Annotated in this window: 21 protein-coding genes; 19 read left to right on the top strand and 2 right to left on the bottom strand. The window is 50.2% G+C overall.

The genetic code is table 11. The annotated features are described in order from the left end of the window. Nucleotides 1-39: 39 nt before the first annotated feature. The 18 genes from APH41_RS23885 (at nucleotide 40) to APH41_RS23800 (ending at nucleotide 19,212) form a co-directional block, all read left to right on the top strand. Nucleotides 40-1,080, top strand: a complete 1,041-nt coding sequence (locus tag APH41_RS23885; RefSeq protein WP_198862922.1) for a DegT/DnrJ/EryC1/StrS aminotransferase family protein — start codon at nucleotides 40-42, stop codon at nucleotides 1,078-1,080. A gap of 14 nt (nucleotides 1,081-1,094) precedes the next feature. Next, on the top strand, nucleotides 1,095-2,243 hold the full coding sequence (locus APH41_RS23880; protein ID WP_054921875.1) for a DegT/DnrJ/EryC1/StrS aminotransferase family protein: 1,149 nt from the start codon (nucleotides 1,095-1,097) through the stop codon (nucleotides 2,241-2,243). Then, nucleotides 2,243-3,598, top strand: coding sequence for a lipopolysaccharide biosynthesis protein (locus APH41_RS23875; protein ID WP_172415458.1), 1,356 nt, complete (start codon nucleotides 2,243-2,245; stop codon nucleotides 3,596-3,598). Before APH41_RS23880 ends, APH41_RS23875 begins: the two co-directional genes overlap by 1 nt. Before the next feature lie 11 nt (nucleotides 3,599-3,609). Further along, nucleotides 3,610-4,620 (top strand): polysaccharide biosynthesis protein, encoded by a 1,011-nt coding sequence (locus tag APH41_RS23870; protein WP_054921871.1) that lies wholly within the window; start codon nucleotides 3,610-3,612, stop codon nucleotides 4,618-4,620. Between the two features lies 1 nt (nucleotide 4,621). Next, complete coding sequence (locus APH41_RS23865) at nucleotides 4,622-5,809, top strand: glycosyltransferase family 2 protein (protein WP_054921868.1); 1,188 nt, start codon at nucleotides 4,622-4,624, stop codon at nucleotides 5,807-5,809. Then, the gene (locus APH41_RS23860) at nucleotides 5,766-6,689 is read left to right on the top strand and encodes a glycosyltransferase family 2 protein (RefSeq protein ID WP_082430495.1); all 924 of its coding nucleotides are present in this window, start codon (nucleotides 5,766-5,768) and stop codon (nucleotides 6,687-6,689) included. Before APH41_RS23865 ends, APH41_RS23860 begins: the two co-directional genes overlap by 44 nt. Before the next feature lie 32 nt (nucleotides 6,690-6,721). Beyond that, nucleotides 6,722-7,738 carry an EpsG family protein gene (locus APH41_RS23855; RefSeq protein ID WP_172415457.1) on the top strand — a complete coding sequence of 339 codons (1,017 nt, stop codon included), beginning with the start codon at nucleotides 6,722-6,724 and terminating at the stop codon, nucleotides 7,736-7,738. Between the two features lie 104 nt (nucleotides 7,739-7,842). After that, nucleotides 7,843-8,862, top strand: coding sequence for a UDP-glucose 4-epimerase GalE (galE, locus tag APH41_RS23850; RefSeq protein WP_054921861.1), 1,020 nt, complete (start codon nucleotides 7,843-7,845; stop codon nucleotides 8,860-8,862). Next, complete coding sequence (locus APH41_RS23845; RefSeq protein WP_054921858.1) at nucleotides 8,859-9,983, top strand: glycosyltransferase family 4 protein; 1,125 nt, start codon at nucleotides 8,859-8,861, stop codon at nucleotides 9,981-9,983. The genes galE and APH41_RS23845 overlap by 4 nt, the downstream gene beginning before the upstream one ends. Before the next feature lie 28 nt (nucleotides 9,984-10,011). Beyond that, on the top strand, nucleotides 10,012-10,995 hold the full coding sequence (locus APH41_RS23840; RefSeq protein ID WP_054921856.1) for an SDR family oxidoreductase: 984 nt from the start codon (nucleotides 10,012-10,014) through the stop codon (nucleotides 10,993-10,995). After that, the gene (locus APH41_RS23835; RefSeq protein ID WP_054921854.1) at nucleotides 10,992-12,011 is read left to right on the top strand and encodes a glycosyltransferase family 4 protein; all 1,020 of its coding nucleotides are present in this window, start codon (nucleotides 10,992-10,994) and stop codon (nucleotides 12,009-12,011) included. The genes APH41_RS23840 and APH41_RS23835 overlap by 4 nt, the downstream gene beginning before the upstream one ends. A gap of 86 nt (nucleotides 12,012-12,097) precedes the next feature. After that, the gene (locus tag APH41_RS23830) at nucleotides 12,098-14,095 is read left to right on the top strand and encodes a nucleoside-diphosphate sugar epimerase/dehydratase (RefSeq protein WP_054921852.1); all 1,998 of its coding nucleotides are present in this window, start codon (nucleotides 12,098-12,100) and stop codon (nucleotides 14,093-14,095) included. A 125-nt stretch (nucleotides 14,096-14,220) separates the two neighbouring features. Then, nucleotides 14,221-15,243 (top strand): glycosyltransferase, encoded by a 1,023-nt coding sequence (locus APH41_RS23825; protein ID WP_054921849.1) that lies wholly within the window; start codon nucleotides 14,221-14,223, stop codon nucleotides 15,241-15,243. Further along, nucleotides 15,243-16,424 (top strand): FAD-binding oxidoreductase, encoded by a 1,182-nt coding sequence (locus tag APH41_RS23820; protein ID WP_054921846.1) that lies wholly within the window; start codon nucleotides 15,243-15,245, stop codon nucleotides 16,422-16,424. Before APH41_RS23825 ends, APH41_RS23820 begins: the two co-directional genes overlap by 1 nt. Next, the gene (locus APH41_RS23815) at nucleotides 16,417-17,211 is read left to right on the top strand and encodes an NAD(P)-dependent oxidoreductase (protein WP_054921844.1); all 795 of its coding nucleotides are present in this window, start codon (nucleotides 16,417-16,419) and stop codon (nucleotides 17,209-17,211) included. The genes APH41_RS23820 and APH41_RS23815 overlap by 8 nt, the downstream gene beginning before the upstream one ends. Continuing rightward, nucleotides 17,208-18,032 carry a sugar phosphate isomerase/epimerase gene (locus tag APH41_RS23810; protein WP_054921842.1) on the top strand — a complete coding sequence of 275 codons (825 nt, stop codon included), beginning with the start codon at nucleotides 17,208-17,210 and terminating at the stop codon, nucleotides 18,030-18,032. Before APH41_RS23815 ends, APH41_RS23810 begins: the two co-directional genes overlap by 4 nt. After that, on the top strand, nucleotides 18,029-18,391 hold the full coding sequence (locus APH41_RS23805; protein WP_232241726.1) for a multidrug efflux SMR transporter: 363 nt from the start codon (nucleotides 18,029-18,031) through the stop codon (nucleotides 18,389-18,391). Before APH41_RS23810 ends, APH41_RS23805 begins: the two co-directional genes overlap by 4 nt. 11 nt (nucleotides 18,392-18,402) lie before the next feature. Then, complete coding sequence (locus tag APH41_RS23800; protein ID WP_054921837.1) at nucleotides 18,403-19,212, top strand: glycosyltransferase family 2 protein; 810 nt, start codon at nucleotides 18,403-18,405, stop codon at nucleotides 19,210-19,212. Nucleotides 19,213-19,359: 147 nt separating this feature from the next. Here APH41_RS23800 and APH41_RS23795 read toward each other — a convergent pair whose 3' ends face one another. Then, nucleotides 19,360-20,226 carry an acyltransferase gene (locus APH41_RS23795; protein ID WP_054921834.1) on the bottom strand — a complete coding sequence of 289 codons (867 nt, stop codon included), beginning with the start codon at nucleotides 20,224-20,226 and terminating at the stop codon, nucleotides 19,360-19,362. 376 nt (nucleotides 20,227-20,602) lie between these two features. Continuing rightward, entirely contained in the window at nucleotides 20,603-21,922 is a 1,320-nt protein-coding gene (locus APH41_RS23790; RefSeq protein ID WP_054921832.1) for a hypothetical protein, read from the bottom strand. Between the two features lie 197 nt (nucleotides 21,923-22,119). Between APH41_RS23790 and APH41_RS23785 the strand changes: the two genes are divergently transcribed. Further along, nucleotides 22,120-22,452, top strand: a complete 333-nt coding sequence (locus APH41_RS23785; RefSeq protein ID WP_054921829.1) for a ComEA family DNA-binding protein — start codon at nucleotides 22,120-22,122, stop codon at nucleotides 22,450-22,452. Nucleotides 22,453-22,492 lie beyond the last annotated feature (40 nt).

The raw sequence follows: 22,492 nt of genomic DNA, 5'->3' as shown, positions 1-22,492 counted from the left end.
CCTATTGTTAAGGTCGCAATGCCTCCCAAAGAGGTACTGATGCCCGCCTTGGAAGCGGTGCTCTATAGCGGAATGATTGGAGAGGGCGAGTTTGTTTATCAATTCGAAGCGGCATTTGCGCAATTGTTTGGTCTCCAGAATGTAGTCGCCACGAGCAGCGGTACGGCCGCCTTGCACTTGGCTATGCTGCTTGGCGGGATCGAGCCTGGGGATGAGGTCATCACCACCTCAATGACGGCTGAGCCGACGAATACGACGATTCTACAAATGGGTGCCAAGCCAATTTTCGCAGACGTTGACAGTCTGACAGGTAATCTTGACCCCTCAGCTGTGGAAGCCCTGATTACAGAGAATACAAAAGCTATTTGTGTTGTCCATTATGCCGGATATCCTGCGCGGTTGACTGAGCTGCGATCCATAGCCGATCGTCACGGGCTTTGTCTGATAGAAGATTGCGCCCATGCACTGGGCGCGTCTTATGGAAATCAGTCCATTGGAACGATTGGTGATTATTCGATCTTCTCCTTTCAGGCGATCAAGCACATGACTACCGTGGACGGCGGTGCCTTGGTGGTGAAGGATGCTGCGAAAATTGCAGAGGCGCGTCGCTTGCGTTGGTTTGGATTGGCCAAGGGCGTTCCTCGCACCGAAGTCGATATAACGCGCGTGGGTTACAAATACAACATGCATAACGTGGCGGCCGTTATCGGGCTCAAGCAACTTGAATATATAACGCCACTGTTGAAGCGGCATCAAGCTAACGGCCGATACCTGGATCAGGCATTACAGAATATCCCTGGACTTCAGCCAGCTAAGTATGAAGCCAATGCACAGTCTGCCTACTGGCTTTATACGCTACTAGCGGATGATTCGGATGATGTTGAGCGTATCTTGGCTGAAGAGAGCGTAATGGCGTCGAAGTTGCACCGTCCCAATCACTTTCATTCGGTATTCAAAGAGTTCGTGAGGCCGATGCCACAATTGGACGCTTTCTATAAAAAATTGATTCATGTACCTTGCGGTTGGTGGGTCTCGGATGAGGATCGTGAGAAAATTGTTACGGCATTGAAACGCGGCTGATTAGAGATTTGACTATGCTCAACAACGTCCCTCTGTATAACTCGGTCATGCTTCCTGAAATGGAGCAGGCTGCTGTGGAAGTTTTACGTTCCGGGAGAATCGCGGGCGGAGAGTGGGTGGAAAAGTTTGAGTCCGAGTTGGAAAAAATTGCCGGCTTGCCCCATGTAGTTTCTACCATCGATATGACGACGGCTTTATATCTTGCTCTGTATTTGGCTGGTGTAAAGGATGGGGATGAGGTGCTCACCACGGCGTTTGCCTGTCTCTCCACCAACTCAGCAATTGCACAGAGTAAAGCGGTTCCTGTCTGGGTGGATGTTAGCCCGCGCTCGGTTACCATGGACGTTGCAGACCTCGAATCGAAGATCACGCCAAAGACTAGAGCTGTTATTCTATATCATGTTGCTGGCTATCCTGGGCCAGCCCGTGAAATAGCAGAAATATGCAAGAAGCATAATCTTGTCTTGATAGAAGACTGTGATAACGCTTTGTCTGCTATGCACGCTTCGCTACCGGTTGGCGCTTACGGTGACTTTGCCATTTATTCGTTTTATCCAAACCGACAGATCAATACCACTGAAGGTGGCGCGCTGGCATGCCGAAGTATTGACATGGCGAATAGAGCCCGCAAACTACGGCGCTTTGGTATCGACTTCGGCACTTTTCGATCAGCTATTGGCGAGATAAATAGCAGCTCGGATGTGCCAGAAATTGGCTGGAGCATGACGCTGAATAATATGTGCGCGGCGATGGGATATGCTCAAATGACATCCTTGCAGTCCCGGCAGGCAGCTACACAGGCTAATGCCAAAGCGTTGCTGGGGTTAACCAGAGATATAGACGGTTTGACACCTGTGCCTGTATTGGAGGGTGATCAATCCGCCTATTGGGTGTTACTGTTTTTTGTTGAAAATAGAGATGAAGTGATTTGCCGGCTCAAGCAGTCCGGAGTCATGGTTTCAAGTATTCATCAAAGAAACGATATCTACAGTGGGTTTGACGCGGCGCCGCAATATCTGCCGAACACCGATTTCCTTCAGCATCATATAATAGGTGTGCCATGTGGTTGGTGGCTCGATGAGGATGACTTGCTGACGGTCACAGCGTCTTTGAAGGGCGCACTGAGAGGCCCTGCGGATACTATGACCGATTGTGCGAAATGATGAATATGTCCGTTATTAGCAGGATGCTGATGCTGTACGCTGGGCGATCGTCCAGCCTATTGGTAGCTTTTGTTTTTTTACCTATTTATAGCCGTATGCTCGGTGCGAGTCAGTTTGGCAGCATCGCGGTGATTCTGTCCTTTCAAGCCCTTCTGGTGATGATGGACTTGGGGATGTCAACGCTGCTGGGAAGGGAGGTTTCTGTATCAGACAAAGATAAATCCCCCTTAATCAAGTTGCTTAGAAGTGCGGAGCTTAGTCTCGCTGGATTTTATGGGTTTTTGTTTTTTGTTGCAGTGGGCGTCAAGCTGTTTATTACTGAGCTGGGCATCAGCTGGGGGGCGATCGTTGCGGTAGTCCTACTGTTTTGGTTTTTGGTGCTGCAAAACCTTTACTATTCGATGCTGATCGCCAACAGGCAATATATATCGGGTAGCGCTTTGCAGGTGATAGGTGTGTCGCTAAGAGCAGCCTTAACTGTCATTGCAATGTACGTGTTTTCAGCGACTCTGGATGTGTTCATATACACCCAACTGGTAACTACGATTATTCATTGGTGGGTGTCTCGACTGATCTTGATAAAAGATCTGTCAGATACATCACTCGGGGTCCAAAAGGCTGATTGGCCATCTTTTTCTGAAGCATTCAACCTCACGAAGGCGGGTGGTGCGCTGGTTATCTTCTCTGCGGCGGGTGCCGCGGTGACGCAGCTCGACAAACCAATCATCTCATTTTTTACTTCTGCTGCCAGTGTCGCGCCCTATTACCTCGCCAGCTTGCTTTGCATGGCCCCGATTTCGATTCTCGCAGGGCCAGTCAGCCAGTATTTTCAACCGATCATGCTGCGTACAGCAGCGAGCGGAGTGCGCAGTGACGCGCGTAAGATAATTATCAGGTTCACCATCTCGGTCTTCGTAGTGACCGCGCTACCGACCTTTGTACTCTGGTGGTTCCGTGAACCTCTCATCACGCTTTGGGTGGGGCCAGGTGCTAATAACGAGCTGATTTCAGCCTATCTCGCGATACTTTTACCCGGTGTTGCGATCGGGGCTTTCGGATTTATCCCTTATAGCCTGTTAATCTATGCCAAAGACTTCAGGTTTCAGGCGACCATGTCAGGCTTATTGACGATCGCTACGCTGGTCATGACGATATTGGCCGCCTCCGCTGGCGACGTAAAAGCGATCTGTTATGTGTACTCGGCCTATCATGCGTCATCGACTATGGTTTCGTGGGGCAGGGCGATGACCCTGCCGGATGTAAAAGGCTACGCGAGAGTTTCGGCGCTATTGGTGTCTTCAGCAGTGATGTTGTTTGTAGCGGTGGTAGCGCTGCTGTTTTTCTTCTTGGTTTGATTGGTGAAGGTATGTTTGACAATAAGGTTTTGATGATCACCGGTGGCACAGGCTCATTCGGTAATACTGTCCTGAAGCGTTTTCTCGACACTGCGGTTAAGGAGATCATCGTGTTCAGTCGCGATGAGAAGAAGCAGGAAGACATGCGGATTGCACTGAACAATCCCAAGGTGAAATTTCACATTGGCGATGTGAGAAATTACGAGAGCATCAGTCGCGCAATGGCCGGGGTCGATTACGTATTTCATGCTGCCGCACTGAAGCAAGTGCCGTCTTGTGAGTTTTACCCGATGGAAGCTGTATTGACCAATATCATCGGTACAGAGAACGTACTCAATGCGGCGATTGATAACAAAGTACAACGCGTTGTTCTGCTGAGTACAGATAAAGCGGTCTACCCTATCAACGCTATGGGTATTTCCAAGGCGATGGGCGAGAAGGTATTGATCGCAAAGTCGCGGACAGTCCGCGACGGCGGCCCAGTGTTGTGCGCAACCCGTTACGGTAATGTAATGGCCTCCCGTGGCTCGGTCATTCCGTTGTTCGTGGATAAAATCAAAGCGGGTGCCCCTCTCACGGTGACTGACCCGAACATGACCCGGTTCCTCATGAGTCTTGAAGACTCCGTGGACTTGGTATTGCATGCGTTCGAACATGGCGAGCAGGGTGATATCTTCGTGCAGAAGGCGCCGGCCAGTACCATCGGTGATCTGACGAACGCGTTGAAGGAGCTTTTTGATAGCCACGTGCCGGTTAATATTATTGGTACTCGACACGGCGAAAAACTCTATGAGTCTTTGGTGTCTCGAGAAGAAATGGCCAAAGCCAAAGACATGGGACGTTACTATCGAATTCCGGCGGATAACCGCGACCTGAACTATGATAAATTTATTATTGAAGGTCAGCCAGAGGCAAACGCAATCGACGACTATACGTCGCACAATACAGAATTGCTGAAAGGCGAAGATATTAAGAAGTTGCTCATGACATTGTCCTATATTCAGCACAGTCTTGGTCAATAGTATGAGCATTCTGAGTGTCATTATCCCTACGCATAATCGGGCGCGCTACGCGATTCCGTCAATCCGATCTATATTGGATTTGTCGGAAGAAATTCAAGTAGTGGTTTGTGACTCAAGCCCGGTTGACGAAATATCAGAAGCCTTTAAAGGTCTATATCCAGAAACACGCTTGAAGTTGGTTCGTTCGACTGAGGGCATCAGTGTGGTCGATAACTTCAACCTTGGGTTGCAGTCGGCAGATGGTGATTATTTAGTTTTCATCGGCGATGATGATTTCGTCGCGAAGGAAATAATTGATGTTGCCCATTGGGCTAAAAAACACGATGTTGATGCGCTGAAATTCAATTTTCCTGCGTTGTACTACTGGGATGATTTCAAACATTCAACCCGTGGCGATTCTTATTTTGGCACGCTGCACATGAGCCCGTTCACAGGTGATGTGGTTCGACACGACGTCAAAGCGTCGGTCAATTACGCTCTGGATAATTTTGGCGGTGGCGTATTTGGTATGCCGCGAGCGTATGCAGGTATGATTTCAAACACATTGGCCAAGAGGATTGAGGGGAAGTACGGCGCGCTGTTTGGCGGCGTCAGTCCTGATATCTACAGTTCATTGCTGATCGCCACTGAGTCCACCTCGTGCGTGCTGGTCGATTATCCGGTCATCGTACCAGGCGCCTCGGGTCAAAGTACTTCAGGCAAGAGCGTAACGGGCGGGCACTACGGAGCGTTAAGAGATAATGCTCATATTGCGCCGTTCAAAAACTTGGTGTGGGATGCCCGAATACCCGAATTTTATTCGGTTCCCACGGTGTGGTCGTATTCTTTGCTTAAGGCCGTCGAGAGAGTTCAGTCCCAAGGCGGTAAGAGCCTGAATCCGAATTTTGGCAGGTTGTTATTGAAGTGTTTCGTTTACTTTCCAGGCTCGTATAAATATACATTGGCTTCCCTGAAGGCAGCTTGCGCAGAATTTGGTGTTCTGAAGATTACTGCACAGTTAGTATTTTCAGTGTGTTCAGAATTTGTATGGGGCTTGTCAAGGATAATTAACCGGGTTCGTGCACGATACGTCGAGAAGAATGTCGAGGTTTTTGATCAGCTCAACAACACGTTGATCGGCAGCGAAAAACTACGTGAAGTCTTAGATGCGCGCGGCTCGAAGATCAATTTTCCTGAGTCAAATTCGTGAACTTCTGTTACTTCATAATTACGAAGGTGTGAGCCAGAACATGCTGTGTGAAAAGGGCGCCCGTAGCGCCACGTCTGCTAACGTGAGCGTTGTGATTCCTTGTTATCGCTGCAAGGGAACAATTCGGCGTGCGCTTGATTCAGTGTTTGCCCAGACGCTGAGACCGGCCGAGGTATTGCTGGTCGACGACGCAAGTCCGGACGGCACTCTAGACTTTCTTCAGTCATTGGTCACAGAGTACCCGGAGGACTGGGTGCGGGTTTGCGCGTTGGAAAAAAACGCAGGACCCGCAGCGGCTCGCAACACGGCATGGGAAATGGCGTCGCAGCCCTATATTGCGTTTCTAGACTCCGATGATAGTTGGCACCCACAGAAAATCGAGCTTCAGTATGGCTGGATGCTGGAAAATCCAGAGGTGACGCTAACCGGACAGATCTGTGAGACGCTGAGTTCGGAGTCGATGCCGCATCAAGTTTATAACGCTTCGCAGGCAGGATTCTATCAAGTTACCTTCCCGGCTTTATTGAAATCCAATAGATTTTCAACGCCCTCGGTCATGATCAAGAAAGATGTGGCTTTTCGTTTTTCAACGGATAAGAGGTTCTGCGAGGACTACCTGCTGTGGTGCGAGTTGCTGGGTAGTGGCGCTCGCGGCTATTCATTTGAGTTGCCCTTGACGTTTTGCCACAAGCCCATTTATGGGCATGCCGGACTGAGCAGTAATATGTGGGCAATGGAAAAGGGGGAGCTGGATGTCTATGACCATCTTTTTCGTGAGGGTCGAATTGGATCTGTCCGTCGGTGTCTCCTAAAAGGGTGGTCGGTCATGCGTTATATACGCAGAGTGCTTAAGATTAAGTTGGGATCAAGCCTGGGATGATATATCTAATTGGCTGGGGCATACTGTATCTCATGTTTTTCCTGACCGGGTTGGCGGGTAACAGGACGCGCCTGTTTATCGCAATATCTTTGATTGTATTTATGGTGTTTTCGGTCATGCGCGGTGCCGTAGGCACAGACACGGCCAACTACGAGTTGATCGTTGAAGGCTTTTCGGCAGACTATGTCTGGGGTGGCATGGAGCCGGGTTTCGTATTATTGGGTAAAGCGTTATTGTCTGTTTCAGACTCAGGCGTCATCGCAGTGAGGGTGCTCAGCTTTCTGATTTTTGCGATGTTGTTTCTATACTTGGGTCGTGCCGACAAGAACGAACGTTTTTTGCTCATCGCCTATATTTTGCCGACCTTTGTTTATCAGTACAGCATGAACGGGTTACGAATTGGACTGGCGGCAATGTTGCTGTTGCTGGCCACGCAGAACGTGCGTCAGCTTAGGTATAAATCTGGAATGGTGCTGGCGGTATCTGCCCTGTTGTTTCACTACTCGTCTCTGGTGTCGTTGCTGTTTATCTGGGCATCGTGGTCTCGTTGGCTGAAGACAAGTAATGTCTTGGTTGTCCCGTTTGTAGTATGTGCATTGTTGTTTTTACTGAGTTTGAATGGTGACTACTTTCTCGCCAAATTGCTGTCTTATCAGGATTCAGAGTCTCCAAATCCGCTGTCGGGCCTGAGTAAGGTCGGGGTATTATTGCTGTTCGTGGCAGCGTTGTTCTTTTCAAAACTTCCAAATGCGGAAAAAACCAAACTCATAGTGTTAGGCGCTGGTTTCACCATTTCTTTTTGGTTGGTGTCAGCGGTGTCGTATGCCGGTTTGCGATTTTTGGATTTGATATCCTTCGCCTTTCCCGTTGCGATTCTCTTGACCTATAGCCGTCTGGCCTTGAAATTTGACACAACAATCAAACTCGCCTTCATTATGGCGGGCGTTTTGAGCGCGGCGAGTGGCTACAGGAATTTTGTAGCCGAGGAGGGTATTGGGCCCTCTCCGTTCATGCCTTATCATTTTATCGGCTTTCCCAATGGAGATTAGAGAGGCAGCCTCATTCTGCATCTAGTGAACAGCAGCAGAGCGTGTATCTGGCTCTCGATCATTTTATATTCATGCGGTCGTGAAGGGCCGTTGGAGACGAAGTTGTGAAGATATTAGTAACTGGAGGTGCTGGCTACATAGCATCTCATACGGTGGTCGAGTTACTGGGCGTCGGTTGGGACGTTGTCGTGCTTGACAACCTGGCTAATAGCTCCGAGGTCTCCTTGGTTCGGATTGCCCAGATAGCTGGACGCGAGCCATTATTTGTCCTCGGCGACATTCTGGACGAGGCACTCCTCGCGACGCTTTTTCGCGAGCATAAATTCGATGCCGTAATCCATTTTGCTGGGTTGAAAGCTGTTGGGGATAGCGTTAAAGACCCCCTTGCATACTACCAAACCAATGTTGCGGGCAGCCTTTCACTATTTTCTGCCATGGCGACAGCGGGCGTGTTCAGGCTTGTGTTCAGTTCGTCGGCAACAGTGTATGGCGAGCCAGAAGTCATGCCTATCTCTGAGCAATATCCCGTTGGTGCGCCCAAAAGCCCCTATGGTCGTTCCAAGCTTATCGTTGAGCAGGTACTCGAAGACCTGGTTCGCGCCGATGATCGATGGGCGATAGCGACACTTCGGTACTTCAACCCGGTGGGGGCTCATCCCAGCGGGCTGATTGGGGAAAACCCGAATGGCACGCCTAATAATTTACTGCCGTATATCAGTAAAGTAGTAACCGGTAAGCTGCCCTATTTGTCCATCTACGGTAATGATTATCCAACGTGTGATGGAACGGGCGTGCGCGATTACATTCATGTTGCTGATTTGGCGAACGGCCACATTAGCGCATTGCGGTATATAGCAGAGAAGACTGGGTTACATGCTTGGAACTTAGGCACCGGCGTGGGCTATTCTGTCTTGCAAGTGATCGCTGCATTTGAAAAAGTGTCAGGAGTGGAAGTCCCCCAGAAAATCTGTGAGCGCAGGCCGGGAGATATTGCCGAATGTTGGTCTGACCCCTCGAAGGCGTTGAGAGAACTAGGGTGGCGTGCGGAATTAGACCTTGAGGATATGATGCGGGATACCTGGAGATGGTTACAGAGCAACCCGGATGGATATCAGTCCAAATGAAAATTGCTTTGATAGGAACTACTGCTGCCTGTGTGTTGGGCTTTCGTGCTGATCTAATCCGTGCGATGACGGAGCAAGGCCACGTTGTTTACGCATTCGCCCTGGACTACGACAGTGCAAGTCGCGAGGGCGTCAGGGCGTTGGGCGGCATTCCAATGGATTATCACATTAGCAGGGCAGGATTAAACCCGTTAAATGACCTTGCCTCGACGCTGAAATTATCCAGAATTCTTCGCTCCATCGCGCCAGACATGGTTTTTTCATATTTTGCAAAGCCTGTGATATTCGGTACTTTCGCGGCTGTGTTGGCAGGTGTCAAACGCAGGGTTGGAATGTTGGAAGGCCTCGGCTACGTATTTACGGAGCTCCCTGAGGGGATGGGGTTTAAACGCAAGCTGTTAAAGTGGGTTCAAGTTTCACTTTATCGAATGGCGTTTCCGTTTCTTGAGCAATTGATCCTGTTGAACAAAGATGACCAGATTGACTTGGTTGATAAGTATCGTCTGAAGGTCAATAAGATTTCAGTGCTCGGCGGAATCGGCTTGAAATTGAGTGACTACCCCTATTCCCGACCTCCCGTGTCTCCCGTGAGCTTCATATTTGTCGGGCGACTCTTGGCGGAAAAGGGTGTGCATATATTTATCGAGTCGGCACGGATTGTGAAAGAACAATTTCCCGAGGCGCGATTCGTGATGCTTGGGGGGATTGACGAGTCGAATCCAGGTGGACTAAAGGCGCACGATTTAGAGCGACTGAAGATGGAAGGCGTGATTGAGCATCCGGGGCACGTGTCTGATGTTGTTGGCTGGGTCTCCGGTGCCAGTGTCTTTGTTCTCCCGTCTTATTATCGTGAAGGCGTCCCCCGGAGCACTCAGGAAGCAATGGCAATTGGCCGTGCGATCCTGACTACGAATGTGCCCGGTTGTAGGGACACTGTGGTGGACGGGGTCAACGGTTACTTGGTTGCACCTTGGTCTGCGGAAGAACTCTCTGACAAGATGATCCATTTCATCAGACACCCAGACGATATAGTCCAAATGGGGTTGGCAAGCCATGCGATGGCGCAGGAGAAATTTGACGCTGGCGTTGTTAATCAGCGTTTGATGACTTATCTCGTTTGAACTTTTTGTATTATAGGTCTGGTGGATTATGGAAGGCACTAAGAAAGTCGTGCTCCTGACGGGCGTTTCCGGCTTTGTGGGGCGGGCGCTTTTGGACTCTCTGGTTGGTAGCGCAAGCTATCAGGTACGCGCCTGCGCTCGCAATATCGGTGTGGCCGAGCACCCTGATGTCGAGTACATCACCATGGGCGATCTGGGTGGTGATGCCCGCTGGGAATCTCTCGCCCAGGATGTTGATGTAATTGTTCATGCCGCTGCTCGCGTGCATGTGATGAACGATAACAGCGCAGATCCTTTGGCAGAGTTTCGTAAGGTCAACGTGGACGGTACGTTGAACCTGGCGCGCCAAGCTGCGGCTTCCGGGGTGCGGCGCTTCGTATTTATCAGCTCAATCAAGGTAAACGGCGAGTTCACGCTCCCCGGCAGGCCTTTTACGGCAAATGACTCTCCATGCCCGGTAGACCCGTACGGCATTTCCAAGCTGGAAGCCGAAAATGGTTTGTTGGCCCTTTCCAAGAGTACCGGCATGGACATTGTGATCATCAGACCGGTTCTCGTTTACGGGCCAGGTGTGAAGGCGAATTTCCGCAATATGATGGCGTTCCTGGCGAAGGGAGTTTCCATTCCGTTGCCGCTGGGTTCGGTCAACAATAAACGCAGCCTTGTTGCTTTGGACAATTTGGTTGACTTGATCAAAACCTGTATGGTGCATCCTGCCGCAGCCAACCAGATTTTTTTGGTGAGTGATGGCAATGACGTGTCCACCACAGAGCTTTTACGCAAGGTCGCGCATTCGGTTGGAACTAAGGCTGTGTTGGTCCCGTTTCCAGTAAAATTATTGATGTTTATGGCCACGCTTGTTGGCAAGAAAGGGGTAGCAACCCGGCTCTTCGGCTCACTGCAAGTGGACATTTCGAAAAATCATCAGCTGTTGGGTTGGTTGCCTCCTGTCACTCTCGATGCGTCCCTCAAAAAAACGGCCAACGCTTATCTCGAGAGTAAATTTGAATGACATTATTTTGGTTGTTTCCCGCCATTCTGATTTTGGCGTTGGTGCTCACAGGAGCTCTGCGCCGCTACGCTCTTAACAACAATCTCATTGATCTTCCGAATGGTCGTAGCTCTCATGTTGTCCCAACTCCGCGTGGAGGGGGGGTAGCGATCGTCTCGAGCTTTCTCGCGTTCCTCCCCGTGCTCTGGATCGGGGATGTACTTTCTTTTGACGCATTCATGGCGCTATTCGGCGCCGGCCTGCTGGTTGCGATCGTCGGTTTCCTCGATGACCATGGGCATATTCCAGCTCGCTGGCGATTATTGAGCCATTTCACCGCTGCTGTCTGGGTGCTGATATGGAGTCACGGCCTACCCCCTGTCGAGGCTTTTGGCTATGTGGTGGATTTAGGTTGGTTCGCCCACATACTGGCTGCGTTTTACCTGGTATGGATGCTCAACCTTTACAATTTCATGGATGGAATTGATGGCCTGGCAAGTGTTGAGGCCATCACCACCTGCTTCGGCGCAGCCTTGCTCTACTGGCTCTGCGCGACGCCCATCATCGCCTGGGTGCCATTGCTTCTTGGTTTTGCGGTGGCTGGATTCTTGTATTGGAACTTTCCCAAAGCACGAATTTTCATGGGCGATGCTGGCAGCGGCTTCCTTGGCATATCCTTGGGTGTCCTGGCGATACAGGGAGCTTGGATGTCGTTTGATCTTTTCTGGGGGTGGTTGATTCTTCTGGGCGTGTTTATTGTTGATGCCACTTTCACACTGTGTCGGCGTATCCTGCGCGGTGACAAACTATATGAGGCGCATCGCAGCCATGCCTATCAATTCGCCTCACGCGAGTTTAGAGCGCATATTCCTGTAACTGTAGCTGTTGCCCTCATTAACATTTTATGGTTATTGCCTTTAGCTTGCTTGGTCGCGACTAAACAGCTTGATGGCATTGTCGCGTTGATCATCGCGTACACGCCGTTGATATTGTTAGCCTGGAGGTTCAGGGCGGGGGCGTTGGAAGCCAGCGAATAACATTTGTTGCTCTGTCGATAGGATGGAGCGTATTGGAAAGATCAAGCGACTGTTTTTTTGAACAATGCGGTGCTTCAGAGGTAGGTATGGATAGGGTTCGTGCATTTTTAGTTGATCTGCCACGGCGGCAAAAACGGCTTATTCAAGTTTCCGTAGATGTATTACTTGTATGGACTGCGCTCTGGCTGTCGTTCATTGTACGATTGGGTGTAGAGGATTTTGTTAACCCCTTGGTTGCCCATACCTGGCTTTTCTTGTGTGCGCCGATTGTCGCTATACCGCTCTATGTACGGTTTGGCATGTACAGAGCGGTTATGCGTTACTTTGGCAATGATGCGCTGATAGCTATTATCAAAGCCGTGAGCCTGTCAGCGCTGATATTAGGTGTGGTTGTGTACTGGTACAGCAACCACCAAAACGTCGTGCCTCGTTCTATTATCTTCAATTACTGGTGGTTGAGCCTGATCATGGTCGGAGGGTTGAGACTCGCCATGCGGCAGTTCTTCCTGGGCGACTGGTTCTCTGCTGCTCAGCATGTGCCATTTACCAGTCGCGACAATGGCCTGCCACGGGTTGCAATTTATGGCGCAGGCGCCGCGGGTAATCAGTTGGTTGCGGCATTGCGGATGGGGCGTGTGATGCGGCCTGTCGCCTTTATTGACGACGATGTCAGCATTTCCGATCGTGTTATTTCCGGCTTGCAGGTTTATAAGTCCAAACACATCCAGAGGATGATTGACGCAACGGGTGCCCAAGAAATTCTTTTGGCTATCCCGTCATCTAACAGAGCCCGTCGCCGGGAAATCCTGGGGTTTCTGGAGGGCTTTCCGTTGCATGTTCGTAGTGTTCCGGGATTTATGGATCTCGCCAGCGGACGGGTTAAGGTCGATGATATCCAAGAGGTGGATATTGCCGACTTGCTGGGACGTGACGCGGTTCCTGCCCAAGGGGAATTGCTCGAACATTGTATCAAAGGTCAAGTAGTGCTCGTGACCGGCGCGGGCGGCTCGATAGGGTCTGAGTTGTGCCGGCAGATACTGGCGCTGCGTCCGTCTACACTGTTGTTGTTTGAACACAGCGAGTTCAACTTATACAGTATTGTTTCCGAGCTGGAGCAGCGGGTCTCCCGTGAGTCGCTGTCTGTATTGTTGCTTCCGATTTTAGGGTCGGTGCGCAACGAAGGTCAGCTGTTCAACCTCATGAAGTCTTGGAACGTAAATACCGTCTATCACGCTGCGGCCTATAAACATGTGCCGATGGTCGAGCACAATATCGCTGAAGGCATACTCAACAATGTGATGGGTACTCTGAGTGCGGCGCAGGCGGCACTCAAGGCGGAAGTCCAAAACTTCGTACTCATTTCAACGGACAAAGCGGTGCGTCCTACTAACGTGATGGGCAGTACAAAGCGGTTGGCCGAGCTGATACTCCAGGCGCTTAGTCGTGAAGATAATCCGCAATTGCACGGTGATTTAGCGGCTGTAGGCATGCCTAACAAAACGCGCTTCACGATGGTACGTTTCGGCAATGTATTGGGTTCTTCAGGCTCAGTCATTCCGCTTTTTCACAAACAGATCAAGTCAGGTGGCCCCCTGACAGTGACGCATCCGAAAATTACTCGATACTTCATGACCATTCCCGAAGCTGCGCAACTTGTCATTCAGGCAGGATCGATGGGCTTGGGCGGCGACGTGTTCGTTCTGGATATGGGCGAACCGGTCAAAATCGTGGAGTTGGCTGAAAAGATGATCAATCTTTCTGGGCTTAGTGTTCGTTCCGAGAAAAACCCGCATGGTGATATTTCTATTGAGTTCAGTGGGCTTCGGCCAGGCGAGAAACTCTATGAAGAGCTGTTGATTGGCGATAACGTTGCCCCCACCCAGCATCCAATGATTATGAGTGCTTCTGAAGACTATCTCGAATGGGATCTACTGAAAGGGGTCCTCAGAGATCTGCTTTCCGCGATAGAGGTGCATGACTACGCTAAGGTACGCCAATTGCTACGCGAGACCGTAAGCGGTTATGCGCCGGATGGCGATATCGTCGATTGGGTTCACCAGCAGCGTAGAATGAAGCTCAAGTGAGCTGAGGTGATGCGCCCAGGCCGAAAGCGATGGCCATGGTATGCGGCCATCTCGGACACGCTGGTGGAGGGCGGATTAGTCGTTCCTTTAGATCTCGGCTTCGGCATTAGCTTTTGAGAGCAAGCATGGATTATTTCCCCTGTTTTTTGTCTGTCGTGTTCGTGGCACGAAATCAGTCGGCCAGTGTCGAGAGAATTCTCGCTGATGCAGCGCTTATCATTGCTGATACTGTCGCGGACTATGAATTGATTGTGGTGGATAACGCCTCCGACGATGACAGCGTGTCGATATTGAAAGGACTCACGGCTGAAAATGGACTCGCGAATCTGCAGGTATATGCGCTAACCAAGGAAGTGGATACGGACACCGCATTTTGGGTTGGCCTGGAAAACGCACTGGGAGATTTCGTCGTTGTAGTTGACCCGTTAGCCGATGATGTAGCTTTTATCCCGACTATGCTTGATCAGGCGCTTAGCGGCGCTGATGTTGTATTTGCGAATAACGCGATGAAGCCGGCGCAGGGGCCAATGTACCGTGCGGCTAATTCTGTTTTCCATAGCCTTTACAATCGGTTCAATGGCGTGCATCTGGCCAGAGAGGCGCCGCAGTATCGCATTTTGAGCAAACGAGTAATCAATTTCATTCTTCAGCATCCGCAGCCTGTAATGACCTATAGGCACTTACCCGCAACGGGTGGTTTTGCCAAAGCTTATTTGAATTACAGTTCTCCCCCGCAAACCTCACAGCGTAAACGCCTGGGTGAAAGCATTGATCGCGGCATGCGCTTGCTGATTTCGACTACGCGCGCTCCAATGCGATTGGTCACGTCTCTCTCGCTGTTTGGGGCCGTTGCAAACCTGCTGTACTGCATCTACGTCATTGCCGTGGGCATTTTAAAAACTGATGTTGCTCCAGGTTGGATCAGTCTCTCATTGCAACAATCTGGCATGTTCTTTCTCATCTCTCTGGTGTTGTTGGTGTTGGGTGAATACATTCTAAACATGGCAAGCCTGTCGAACGAGGGGCCGCTTTATCATGTTGCGCAAGAGTTCACCAGTGCGCGGATGACCCGTTGTGAAAAGTTGAATGTTGAAGAGTGGGCATCAGAGTCGGCGGATAAGGAAATTCCGACCAGTGACCGTGCCTGATGTCGGGGCTTAACAAAGGCGAAATATGCCACGATGCGGTAGTCATCGGGGGTGGGTTCTACGGCGCTGCTATCGCTATTTATCTGGCCAGACAACGGGGATTCAAGCGTATTTTACTAATTGAGCGCGAATCGGCGTTATTGATGCGTGCGTCTTATAATAACCAGGCACGCGTCCATAACGGCTACCATTACCCGCGCAGTTTTACCACTGCCTATCGCAGTCGAGTAAACTTGCCGAAATTTGTTCGGGATTGGCCGCTCGCCATAAAGCAAGACTTCACCAAGCTCTATGCTATTGCCCGACGCAACTCCAAAGTTACGGCTAAACAGTTTGAACGGTTTTGCCGAGAGATCGGTGCAGGGATCAAACCGGCTGAGCCTTCTTTACGTGCGTTGTTTGAACCTCGATTGATTGAGCAAGTATATTGGGTCAATGAGTGCGCATTTGACACCTCGCAACTTTCCATTTGGGCTTCGCGAGAACTTAAAGAGAGTGGTGTGCAGGTTCACTATCAAACCCGCGTCGTGGCTATTTCAAAGGGGCGGCTGGCACCACTGGAGGTGGTAGTCGACCTGGCGCAGGGAGAGCAGCAAGCCTTTTCCTGCCGCTATGTATTCAACTGTACCTATAGCGGGCTAAACCAATTTGGCGGAGACTTTCCAGGCGTCGGTTTAGGCCTAAAACAAGAGATTACAGAAATGGCCCTGCTCCAGATGCCGCCCGCACTTGAAAATGTGGGTGTTACAGTCATGGACGGTCCGTTCTTTTCTATGATGCCGTTTCCCGCACGTGGGCTCCATACATTGTCTCATGTGCGCTATACACCGCACCTTCATTGGAATGATCTGCAAGGGCTAGATCCTTATCAGAAACTTGGCCAATATGATCGTGCCACGCGCGTTGATAAGATGCTCAGGGACGTAGGTCGCTATATCCCTGAAGTGTTAAAAGCCAAACATGTTGACTCATTATTTGAGGTTAAAACCGTTTTGCTGAAGAATGAAGGCGACGACGGAAGGCCGATTCTATTTGAGAAACACACCGGTTTGCCAGGCGCCTACTCAGTGCTGGGTGGTAAAATCGACAATATTTATGACGTGCTTGAAAAGCTGGATGCTGAGAGTTTCTTCACCGGCAGCGATCAAACCACGTCGATGTCTGGAGGTACGGATGCGTAGCGCGCTAATTGGATATTCTGGGTATGTAGGGGGCACACTCCTCAAGCAAACTGCCTTCGCGTCGTTGTACCGCTCAACGAATATCGGTGACATCGATCATCAGTCATTCGATACCGTCGTGTGTGCGGCTGCCTCCGCGCAAAAATGGCTCGCTAACCGGGAACCTGAAGATGACCTCAAGAAAATTGAGACATTGATTGGTCATCTTAAAACCATAAAATGCAAGACCTTTATTTTGATTAGTACGGTAGATGTTTTCAAGCACCCTATAGGGGTCGATGAGGATGCCTCTGTAGATGAATCAGGTTTGCACGCTTACGGTTTGCATCGCCGGAAATTGGAAATATTTGTTGAGAAATATTTTTCGAATTGTCTTGTTGTGCGTTTGCCGGGACTCGTAGGCCCGGGGCTACGTAAGAACGTGATTTTTGATTTTTTGAATGACAACAACCTTCACACAATTGACAGCCGTGGCGTTTTCCAATTTTATCCCATGGTTAACCTCTGGCATGACATCCAAACAGCGCTTGATGCCAAGCTCAAGTTGGTCCACCTGACGGCGGCACCCGTCAGTGTGGAGCAGATCTCGCTGCAAGGTTTTGGTCTGCCTTTTACCAATACCTTGAGCCATTCGCCTGCGTCGTATGACTTGCGTACCAAATACGCTCACGTATTCGATTCTGCTGGCTTCTATCAAAATAGTGTTCGCGAAACAATCCTGGCGGTCAGGGCATACGCGCAGTCTGAGTCCCGCACGATTAAACCTGAAACAGGGTTGAAGGCATGAGGTTGGCTATATCCAACATTGCGTGGGACATTTGCGAGGATGAGGCCGTCGCTGCCTTGCTTCAGCAGTTCTCGGTGGATGCGATAGATATTGCCCCTGGAAAGTATTTTCCTGAACTTACCAAAGCGACAGGGGAAGATATCGCTCAAGTCAAAGCTTGGTGGGCTGAGCGAGGAGTCGAAATCACCGGTATGCAGGCGCTGTTGTTTGGTACGAAGGGGCTGAATATCTTTGGTAGTGCTCGGAGCCGGGCGGATCTGCTTACACACTTGGCCGCAATATGTCGAATCGGTGCAGGCTTGGGCGGGACGCGAATAGTTTTTGGCTCACCGAAGAATCGGGATCGCAGTGGGCTGAATGATCAAGAGGCGCTGGACATTGCGATTCCCTTTTTTCGTGAGTTGGGCGATCTCGCTCAGGCGTGCGGCGTGACACTCTGCCTGGAACCCAACCCTGCGTGTTACGGCGCGAACTTTATGACCACCAGTGTTGAGACTGCCAGAGTGGTTCGTGCTGTTGCGCATCCTTCTATTCGTATGCAATTTGACACAGGCGCACTCGCGATTAACCAGGAAGATCCGCTGGAAGTCCTGGCAGATTGTGCTCAATTGATTGGGCATGTGCATGCCAGCGAGCCGAATCTTTTACCCTTGGGCGATGGCAGTACTGACCATGTGGCAATGGCCGCTGCACTGGGGCGCTACCTGCCGGCTCATCTCGTGTCCATCGAAATGGTAGCAACTGGGAATGAGCCACATTTAGAGTCGATTAAACGCGCTATCCAGGTAGCCACTCTTCGTTACCGTGGGGTCAGTGTATGAATATGAAATGGCTCATTCTCATTCTTGGTATTCTCTGCAATGCGTCAGCAAGCGTATTGGTGAAGATGGCCATGACTCCACCACGTAAGTTTCCGTCCCCCAGCGACCCCATGAGCGCGTTGAGTAATTGGCCATTTTGGCTAGGGCTCGGTTTGTATGGTGGGGCCTTTGTTCTTTACGCAGCGGCATTGGCGCGGCTCCCGATGAATGTTGCCCACCCGGTCCTGACGGCTGGAGCGATTGCGACCGTTGCTGTGTTTTCGGTTGTTTTTTTTCGTGAATCCTTCCACTGGACCACAGCGGTCGGAATCGTACTGATAATCGCCGGCGTCGGGCTGATCACAGCTCGCGTGACTTGATGGAAACCCAAATGATCCTTTCGGATATTGCTGCCGTTCGCGCAACATGGGAAGTGCCAGCGCATGACACCCCACTCTGGCTTGGACGCCAACACTCCTGGTGCGTCGTAATCCCTGTCATTAACGAAGGTGAACGAATTAAAAATTTACTCGCGAGGATGTCCGTACTTCACGTCGAGAATATTGCTGACATCATCATTGTCGATGGCGGCACCACGGACGGTTCCCTGAAGTTGCACGAGTTGAAGCCGCTTGGCGTGCGGGGGCTATTGGTCAAGACAGCAGCAGGAAAACTTAGTGCACAGCTTCGTTGCGCCTACTCCTTTGCGCTCGATCAGGGTTATGAGGGCATCGTTACCATCGATGGTAATGATAAAGATGATCCAGAAGCCATTCCGCGCTTTATAGCAGCGCTGGAGCAGGGCGTTGATTTTGTACAAGCTTCGCGATTCGTTGCAGGGGGCGTGGCTGAAAATACCCCCAAATCAAGAGACTTTGCCATCCGCTTTATCCATGCTCCGATGTTGAGCATGTTCTCGGGGTTCAAGTGGACTGACACGACTCAGGGCTTTCGGGCGTATAGCCGGAAAATGCTATTGGATTCCAGGTTGGCTGTGTTCCGTGATGTCTTTATCACGTATGAATTACTCGCTTACCTGTCATGTCGGGCCCCAAGGTTGGGATATCGTTGTGCTGAGTTGCCTACCGTGCGGCGATACCCTAAGGGTGAAGTACCGACAAAAATTAGCAGTGTTAGGGGGAATCTGTCTGTCTTGACGATATTGTTTAAGTCATGTTTTGGCAATTACAATCCGCGTTAGCAGGCCGATATGCCATGGTTTTTTCATGTGGGCAGTTCGCCTGATGAGGACGAATCGGAATGTAACGTTTATGTGGCTGGCTCGGTGGTCTGTGTCGGGGTGAAGCCGGTGCTTATCACTGGACGGTGATAAGCACGCCGGCTTTAGTTAATCCCTTAGAAAACGTGCTTTGTTGCCGGACAGGTAACGCATCACCCTTTCTTCGGATAGCGTAAATCCTTTGGTGTAGGTTTTGGTTTCGATGCACGCTTTGGATTTGAATTCTTGATTAGCCGCAGCGCTGTAGCTTTCAGTGTACTTGAACATAATTATCTGGTCGTTCAAGTCGCTGGTTGAATGAATTGTCAGCTTTTCGTTGTCTTCGTTTTTGAACGCGAAAGCATGGTTGGATTCATCGCAGAAGTCCTTGATCCAACCGCGAAGCATTTCAAATTTCTCATCCAGCGACTTGTGCGTGTAAGCATTGATATGCTCTTTGACTTTGGCGGGGGCGCCGGCAACCGTGACATTTTCTGGCACTGACTTGATAATGTTCGAGCCGCTGAGACACACGGCCCTCTTACCAATCGTGACACCAGAGCCGACAGTGCATGAGCCCACTAACCAGACATTGTCCTGGATGACTACCGGGTCGGCGGAGTAGAAGAGACAGCCTTCAATCTGTTCACCTGCGGCTATGTGCGTCCAAATTTGCGAATACATGCCGACTCTAACGCCATTGCCGATCGTCAGGCCGCCTGTGCCATCAATCACACAGTTTTGGCCAAACCAGCAGTGTTGTCCTATCGATACACCCTTTGTACTTAATACAAGGCAGTCCGAGTGTAGGGTGGTCCAATCATCAATCGATACATCACCGTCTTCAATGATGACTTTTACCCCATCGCCCAAGGTGACATAGTCGCCCAGGGTTAGCGTTCTGTTGGTCTTGAAGATGAATTTTACGTTATTGCCTATCGAGCAGTTTTTACCAATATTAACAATGCCAATTCCGTGAGTCTGATAATTTTGCATCACTAACTGTCCATTTTTTTGGTTTTTTGGTTCAGGCAGAGTTATCTGCATTTGTCCTGGAAACACTACCGAACGCTGAATTCGGTCTAAGTAGTGACGTATTAAATCATATGAGGATGGTATCTGTCCTACGTGCAGGCCGTTCGATCACGAGGTATGTCGACCTCGATGTGGTTTGACGCTATGAGTCGCTAGCCTTCACCGACCCTACCGGATCCGTGCTCGTGCTGAAGCCTTCACGATGGGTACGTGAAGAGAGCTTTTGGCTTGGATGAGCACTCGTTCTCGAATCGGGGCTGCCGCAGGCTATACCGGCAGCGCTCCTTAGCTCTGTTGCAAGAAATATCGTGGGCCGAGGGGAAGTTCAGCTTTCGACTCAACTGGATGTGGCCGGTTTTTTAAAGTGGATATTTATGAATAGAACGATTGAAAGAGTGGCTATAAAAATCATCCAGTAGGCGTACCGCAGATCGCTGGCTGGTGTGATGAGTAGATAGCTTGTCGTGTAGGAAAGCCCCGACATGGGTAAAAGCCAGAGTGAATGTGCCCTGCACTGTCGGCTGAGTTGAAATGCGCCAATCAATAGTATGGATATGATAAGCCAGCTATAAGGTTTGAAGAGCTCGGGAAGTATTTCTATCGAGGTTGTAACGTAACCAGCGGTAAGTTTTTCTATCGACGAGACCGATCTGGTTCCTGCATTGGGCTCATACGGCTGATTCATGACACGAAATTCAGTAGGGTAATAAGGAGGGAGGGAGGGCGAGCGTATGAAATTCAAAAAAGCATTCAATCGGAATTCTCCATACGTCAGAATATTCCGCGGTACATACCGGGTCCACGCTTCTTTGAGTTCCTGGTAATGCGCTTGGGTGATATCGGTGAATTTTTCATTGCTCAGACAAAAGGCGGCGCCCACTTCATGAACATTCAGGTACTCACACTGTTTGATGGCATTCATGTCGTCTGGACTCAAAAAGCTTACAGGCACTTCGACGCCTCTGACCTTGAGTGCAACGATATCATCGAACATCACATAACTAACTGAATTGGCTTTTTTCGCCCCAATCAAGGGGGTAACGCATAAATGCGCCAGACCAATTATCGCGCCACTGATGAATATAAAAAATATTGTGCTCTTGATGGTATGGATTTTTAAAATTGAGTTGATCAAGAATGGCAGCAGAAAGATCCCGGCGCTTAAAGAGTTGGTTCGCACTAGCGCGCCGTACAAAAATAATACTGAGACAAGCAGCGCAGCAGCCTTGGGGAATTTTTGACAATCTCTATAATATAAGCAGATTGCAGTAGCCAAGCCCCAGGAGTAAGCCATGGCCACATCTTTCCAGAGGGTAAATTCGAAGTTCATGATCCATGGGGCAATAGGAATCAGCAAGAAAAGCATGCCATAGGAGTATTCCTCTCTAATGCAAGCTTTATATAAAATCAGCGCGGTTGCCCATAGCAGACTGCACTGCAATAGGAACATCCCTCCCGGACCATCTGTAAAGGGCAATAACCAACTCCATACGTAAGCCATCGTGGGCGGTTGCCAATCGCTGTATTCTCCGGCTCTCGCTTGTCTGAGCTGCTCCATGCTGTCCCATGTCATCGCACCGGGATAAAACGAGAAAACCGATACCATCGACAGGATGAAAAGTGCCAATCCGATCAGGTTTAAATATTGCTTTTTCACCGTGCAGTCCTTGGTCAGAGTCTCACAATCAGGTGCAACTTTATCATTGGGCCATGAACCGTTGTGAAAATCATCTATTAGGCGTCATTCATACTCTGTTACTCACGGGCTTTTGACATGCTCCAACATTCGCCTAAGTTAGAAAAGCAGCTTCGGAAAAGCTGCTTTTCCCTCACCGATGTCATGGAGCGTCACCAATGCAAAACCTCTACATTTCCTCCCTCATCTTCGCCTTCCTCACCAGCCTCTCTGTCGCCACCACCGCTGCGCCGTCCATCAAGCCAGAGTCCCCAACCCCGATCTCCACCCAGATGACCAAGACCGAGCAATCCGCCAAGGTCAACCTCAACGCCGCCGACGCCGAAACCCTGCGTCGCGATCTGTTCGGTATCGGCTCTTCCAAGGCGAAGGCAATCATCGCCTATCGCGAAAGCAACGGCCCGTTCACTGCGGTGGATGAGTTGCTCGAAGTAAAAGGCATCGGCAAGGCACTGCTGGAGAAAAATCGCGACAGGTTGGTGATTAATTGAGGATCTGAAAACAGCGCGGAGGGCCGGTTAATGACCGGCC

Source organism: Pseudomonas sp. NBRC 111138 (genome assembly GCF_001320835.1).
GTDB classification, from domain to species: Bacteria; Pseudomonadota; Gammaproteobacteria; order Pseudomonadales; family Pseudomonadaceae; genus Aquipseudomonas; species Aquipseudomonas paracarnis.
Note: the sequence above shows the minus strand (reverse complement) of the source record. Positions and strands in the feature narration are given on the sequence as shown.

Coding starts and splice junctions, on each gene's coding strand:
- APH41_RS23840 (WP_054921856.1), top strand. CDS start 10,012: ATGGAAGGCACTAAGAAAGTCGTGCTCCTGACGGGCGTTTCCGGCTTT.
- APH41_RS23800 (WP_054921837.1), top strand. CDS start 18,403: ATGATCCTTTCGGATATTGCTGCCGTTCGCGCAACATGGGAAGTGCCA.
- APH41_RS23815 (WP_054921844.1), top strand. CDS start 16,417: ATGCGTAGCGCGCTAATTGGATATTCTGGGTATGTAGGGGGCACACTC.
- APH41_RS23845 (WP_054921858.1), top strand. CDS start 8,859: ATGAAAATTGCTTTGATAGGAACTACTGCTGCCTGTGTGTTGGGCTTT.
- APH41_RS23855 (WP_172415457.1), top strand. CDS start 6,722: ATGTTTTTCCTGACCGGGTTGGCGGGTAACAGGACGCGCCTGTTTATC.
- APH41_RS23865 (WP_054921868.1), top strand. CDS start 4,622: ATGAGCATTCTGAGTGTCATTATCCCTACGCATAATCGGGCGCGCTAC.
- APH41_RS23870 (WP_054921871.1), top strand. CDS start 3,610: ATGTTTGACAATAAGGTTTTGATGATCACCGGTGGCACAGGCTCATTC.
- APH41_RS23875 (WP_172415458.1), top strand. CDS start 2,243: ATGAATATGTCCGTTATTAGCAGGATGCTGATGCTGTACGCTGGGCGA.
- APH41_RS23820 (WP_054921846.1), top strand. CDS start 15,243: ATGTCGGGGCTTAACAAAGGCGAAATATGCCACGATGCGGTAGTCATC.
- APH41_RS23825 (WP_054921849.1), top strand. CDS start 14,221: ATGGATTATTTCCCCTGTTTTTTGTCTGTCGTGTTCGTGGCACGAAAT.
- APH41_RS23830 (WP_054921852.1), top strand. CDS start 12,098: ATGGATAGGGTTCGTGCATTTTTAGTTGATCTGCCACGGCGGCAAAAA.
- APH41_RS23805 (WP_232241726.1), top strand. CDS start 18,029: ATGAATATGAAATGGCTCATTCTCATTCTTGGTATTCTCTGCAATGCG.
- APH41_RS23860 (WP_082430495.1), top strand. CDS start 5,766: ATGCGCGCGGCTCGAAGATCAATTTTCCTGAGTCAAATTCGTGAACTT.
- APH41_RS23880 (WP_054921875.1), top strand. CDS start 1,095: ATGCTCAACAACGTCCCTCTGTATAACTCGGTCATGCTTCCTGAAATG.
- APH41_RS23835 (WP_054921854.1), top strand. CDS start 10,992: ATGACATTATTTTGGTTGTTTCCCGCCATTCTGATTTTGGCGTTGGTG.
- APH41_RS23810 (WP_054921842.1), top strand. CDS start 17,208: ATGAGGTTGGCTATATCCAACATTGCGTGGGACATTTGCGAGGATGAG.
- APH41_RS23885 (WP_198862922.1), top strand. CDS start 40: ATGCCCGCCTTGGAAGCGGTGCTCTATAGCGGAATGATTGGAGAGGGC.
- APH41_RS23795 (WP_054921834.1), bottom strand. CDS start 20,226: ATGCAAAATTATCAGACTCACGGAATTGGCATTGTTAATATTGGTAAA.
- APH41_RS23785 (WP_054921829.1), top strand. CDS start 22,120: ATGCAAAACCTCTACATTTCCTCCCTCATCTTCGCCTTCCTCACCAGC.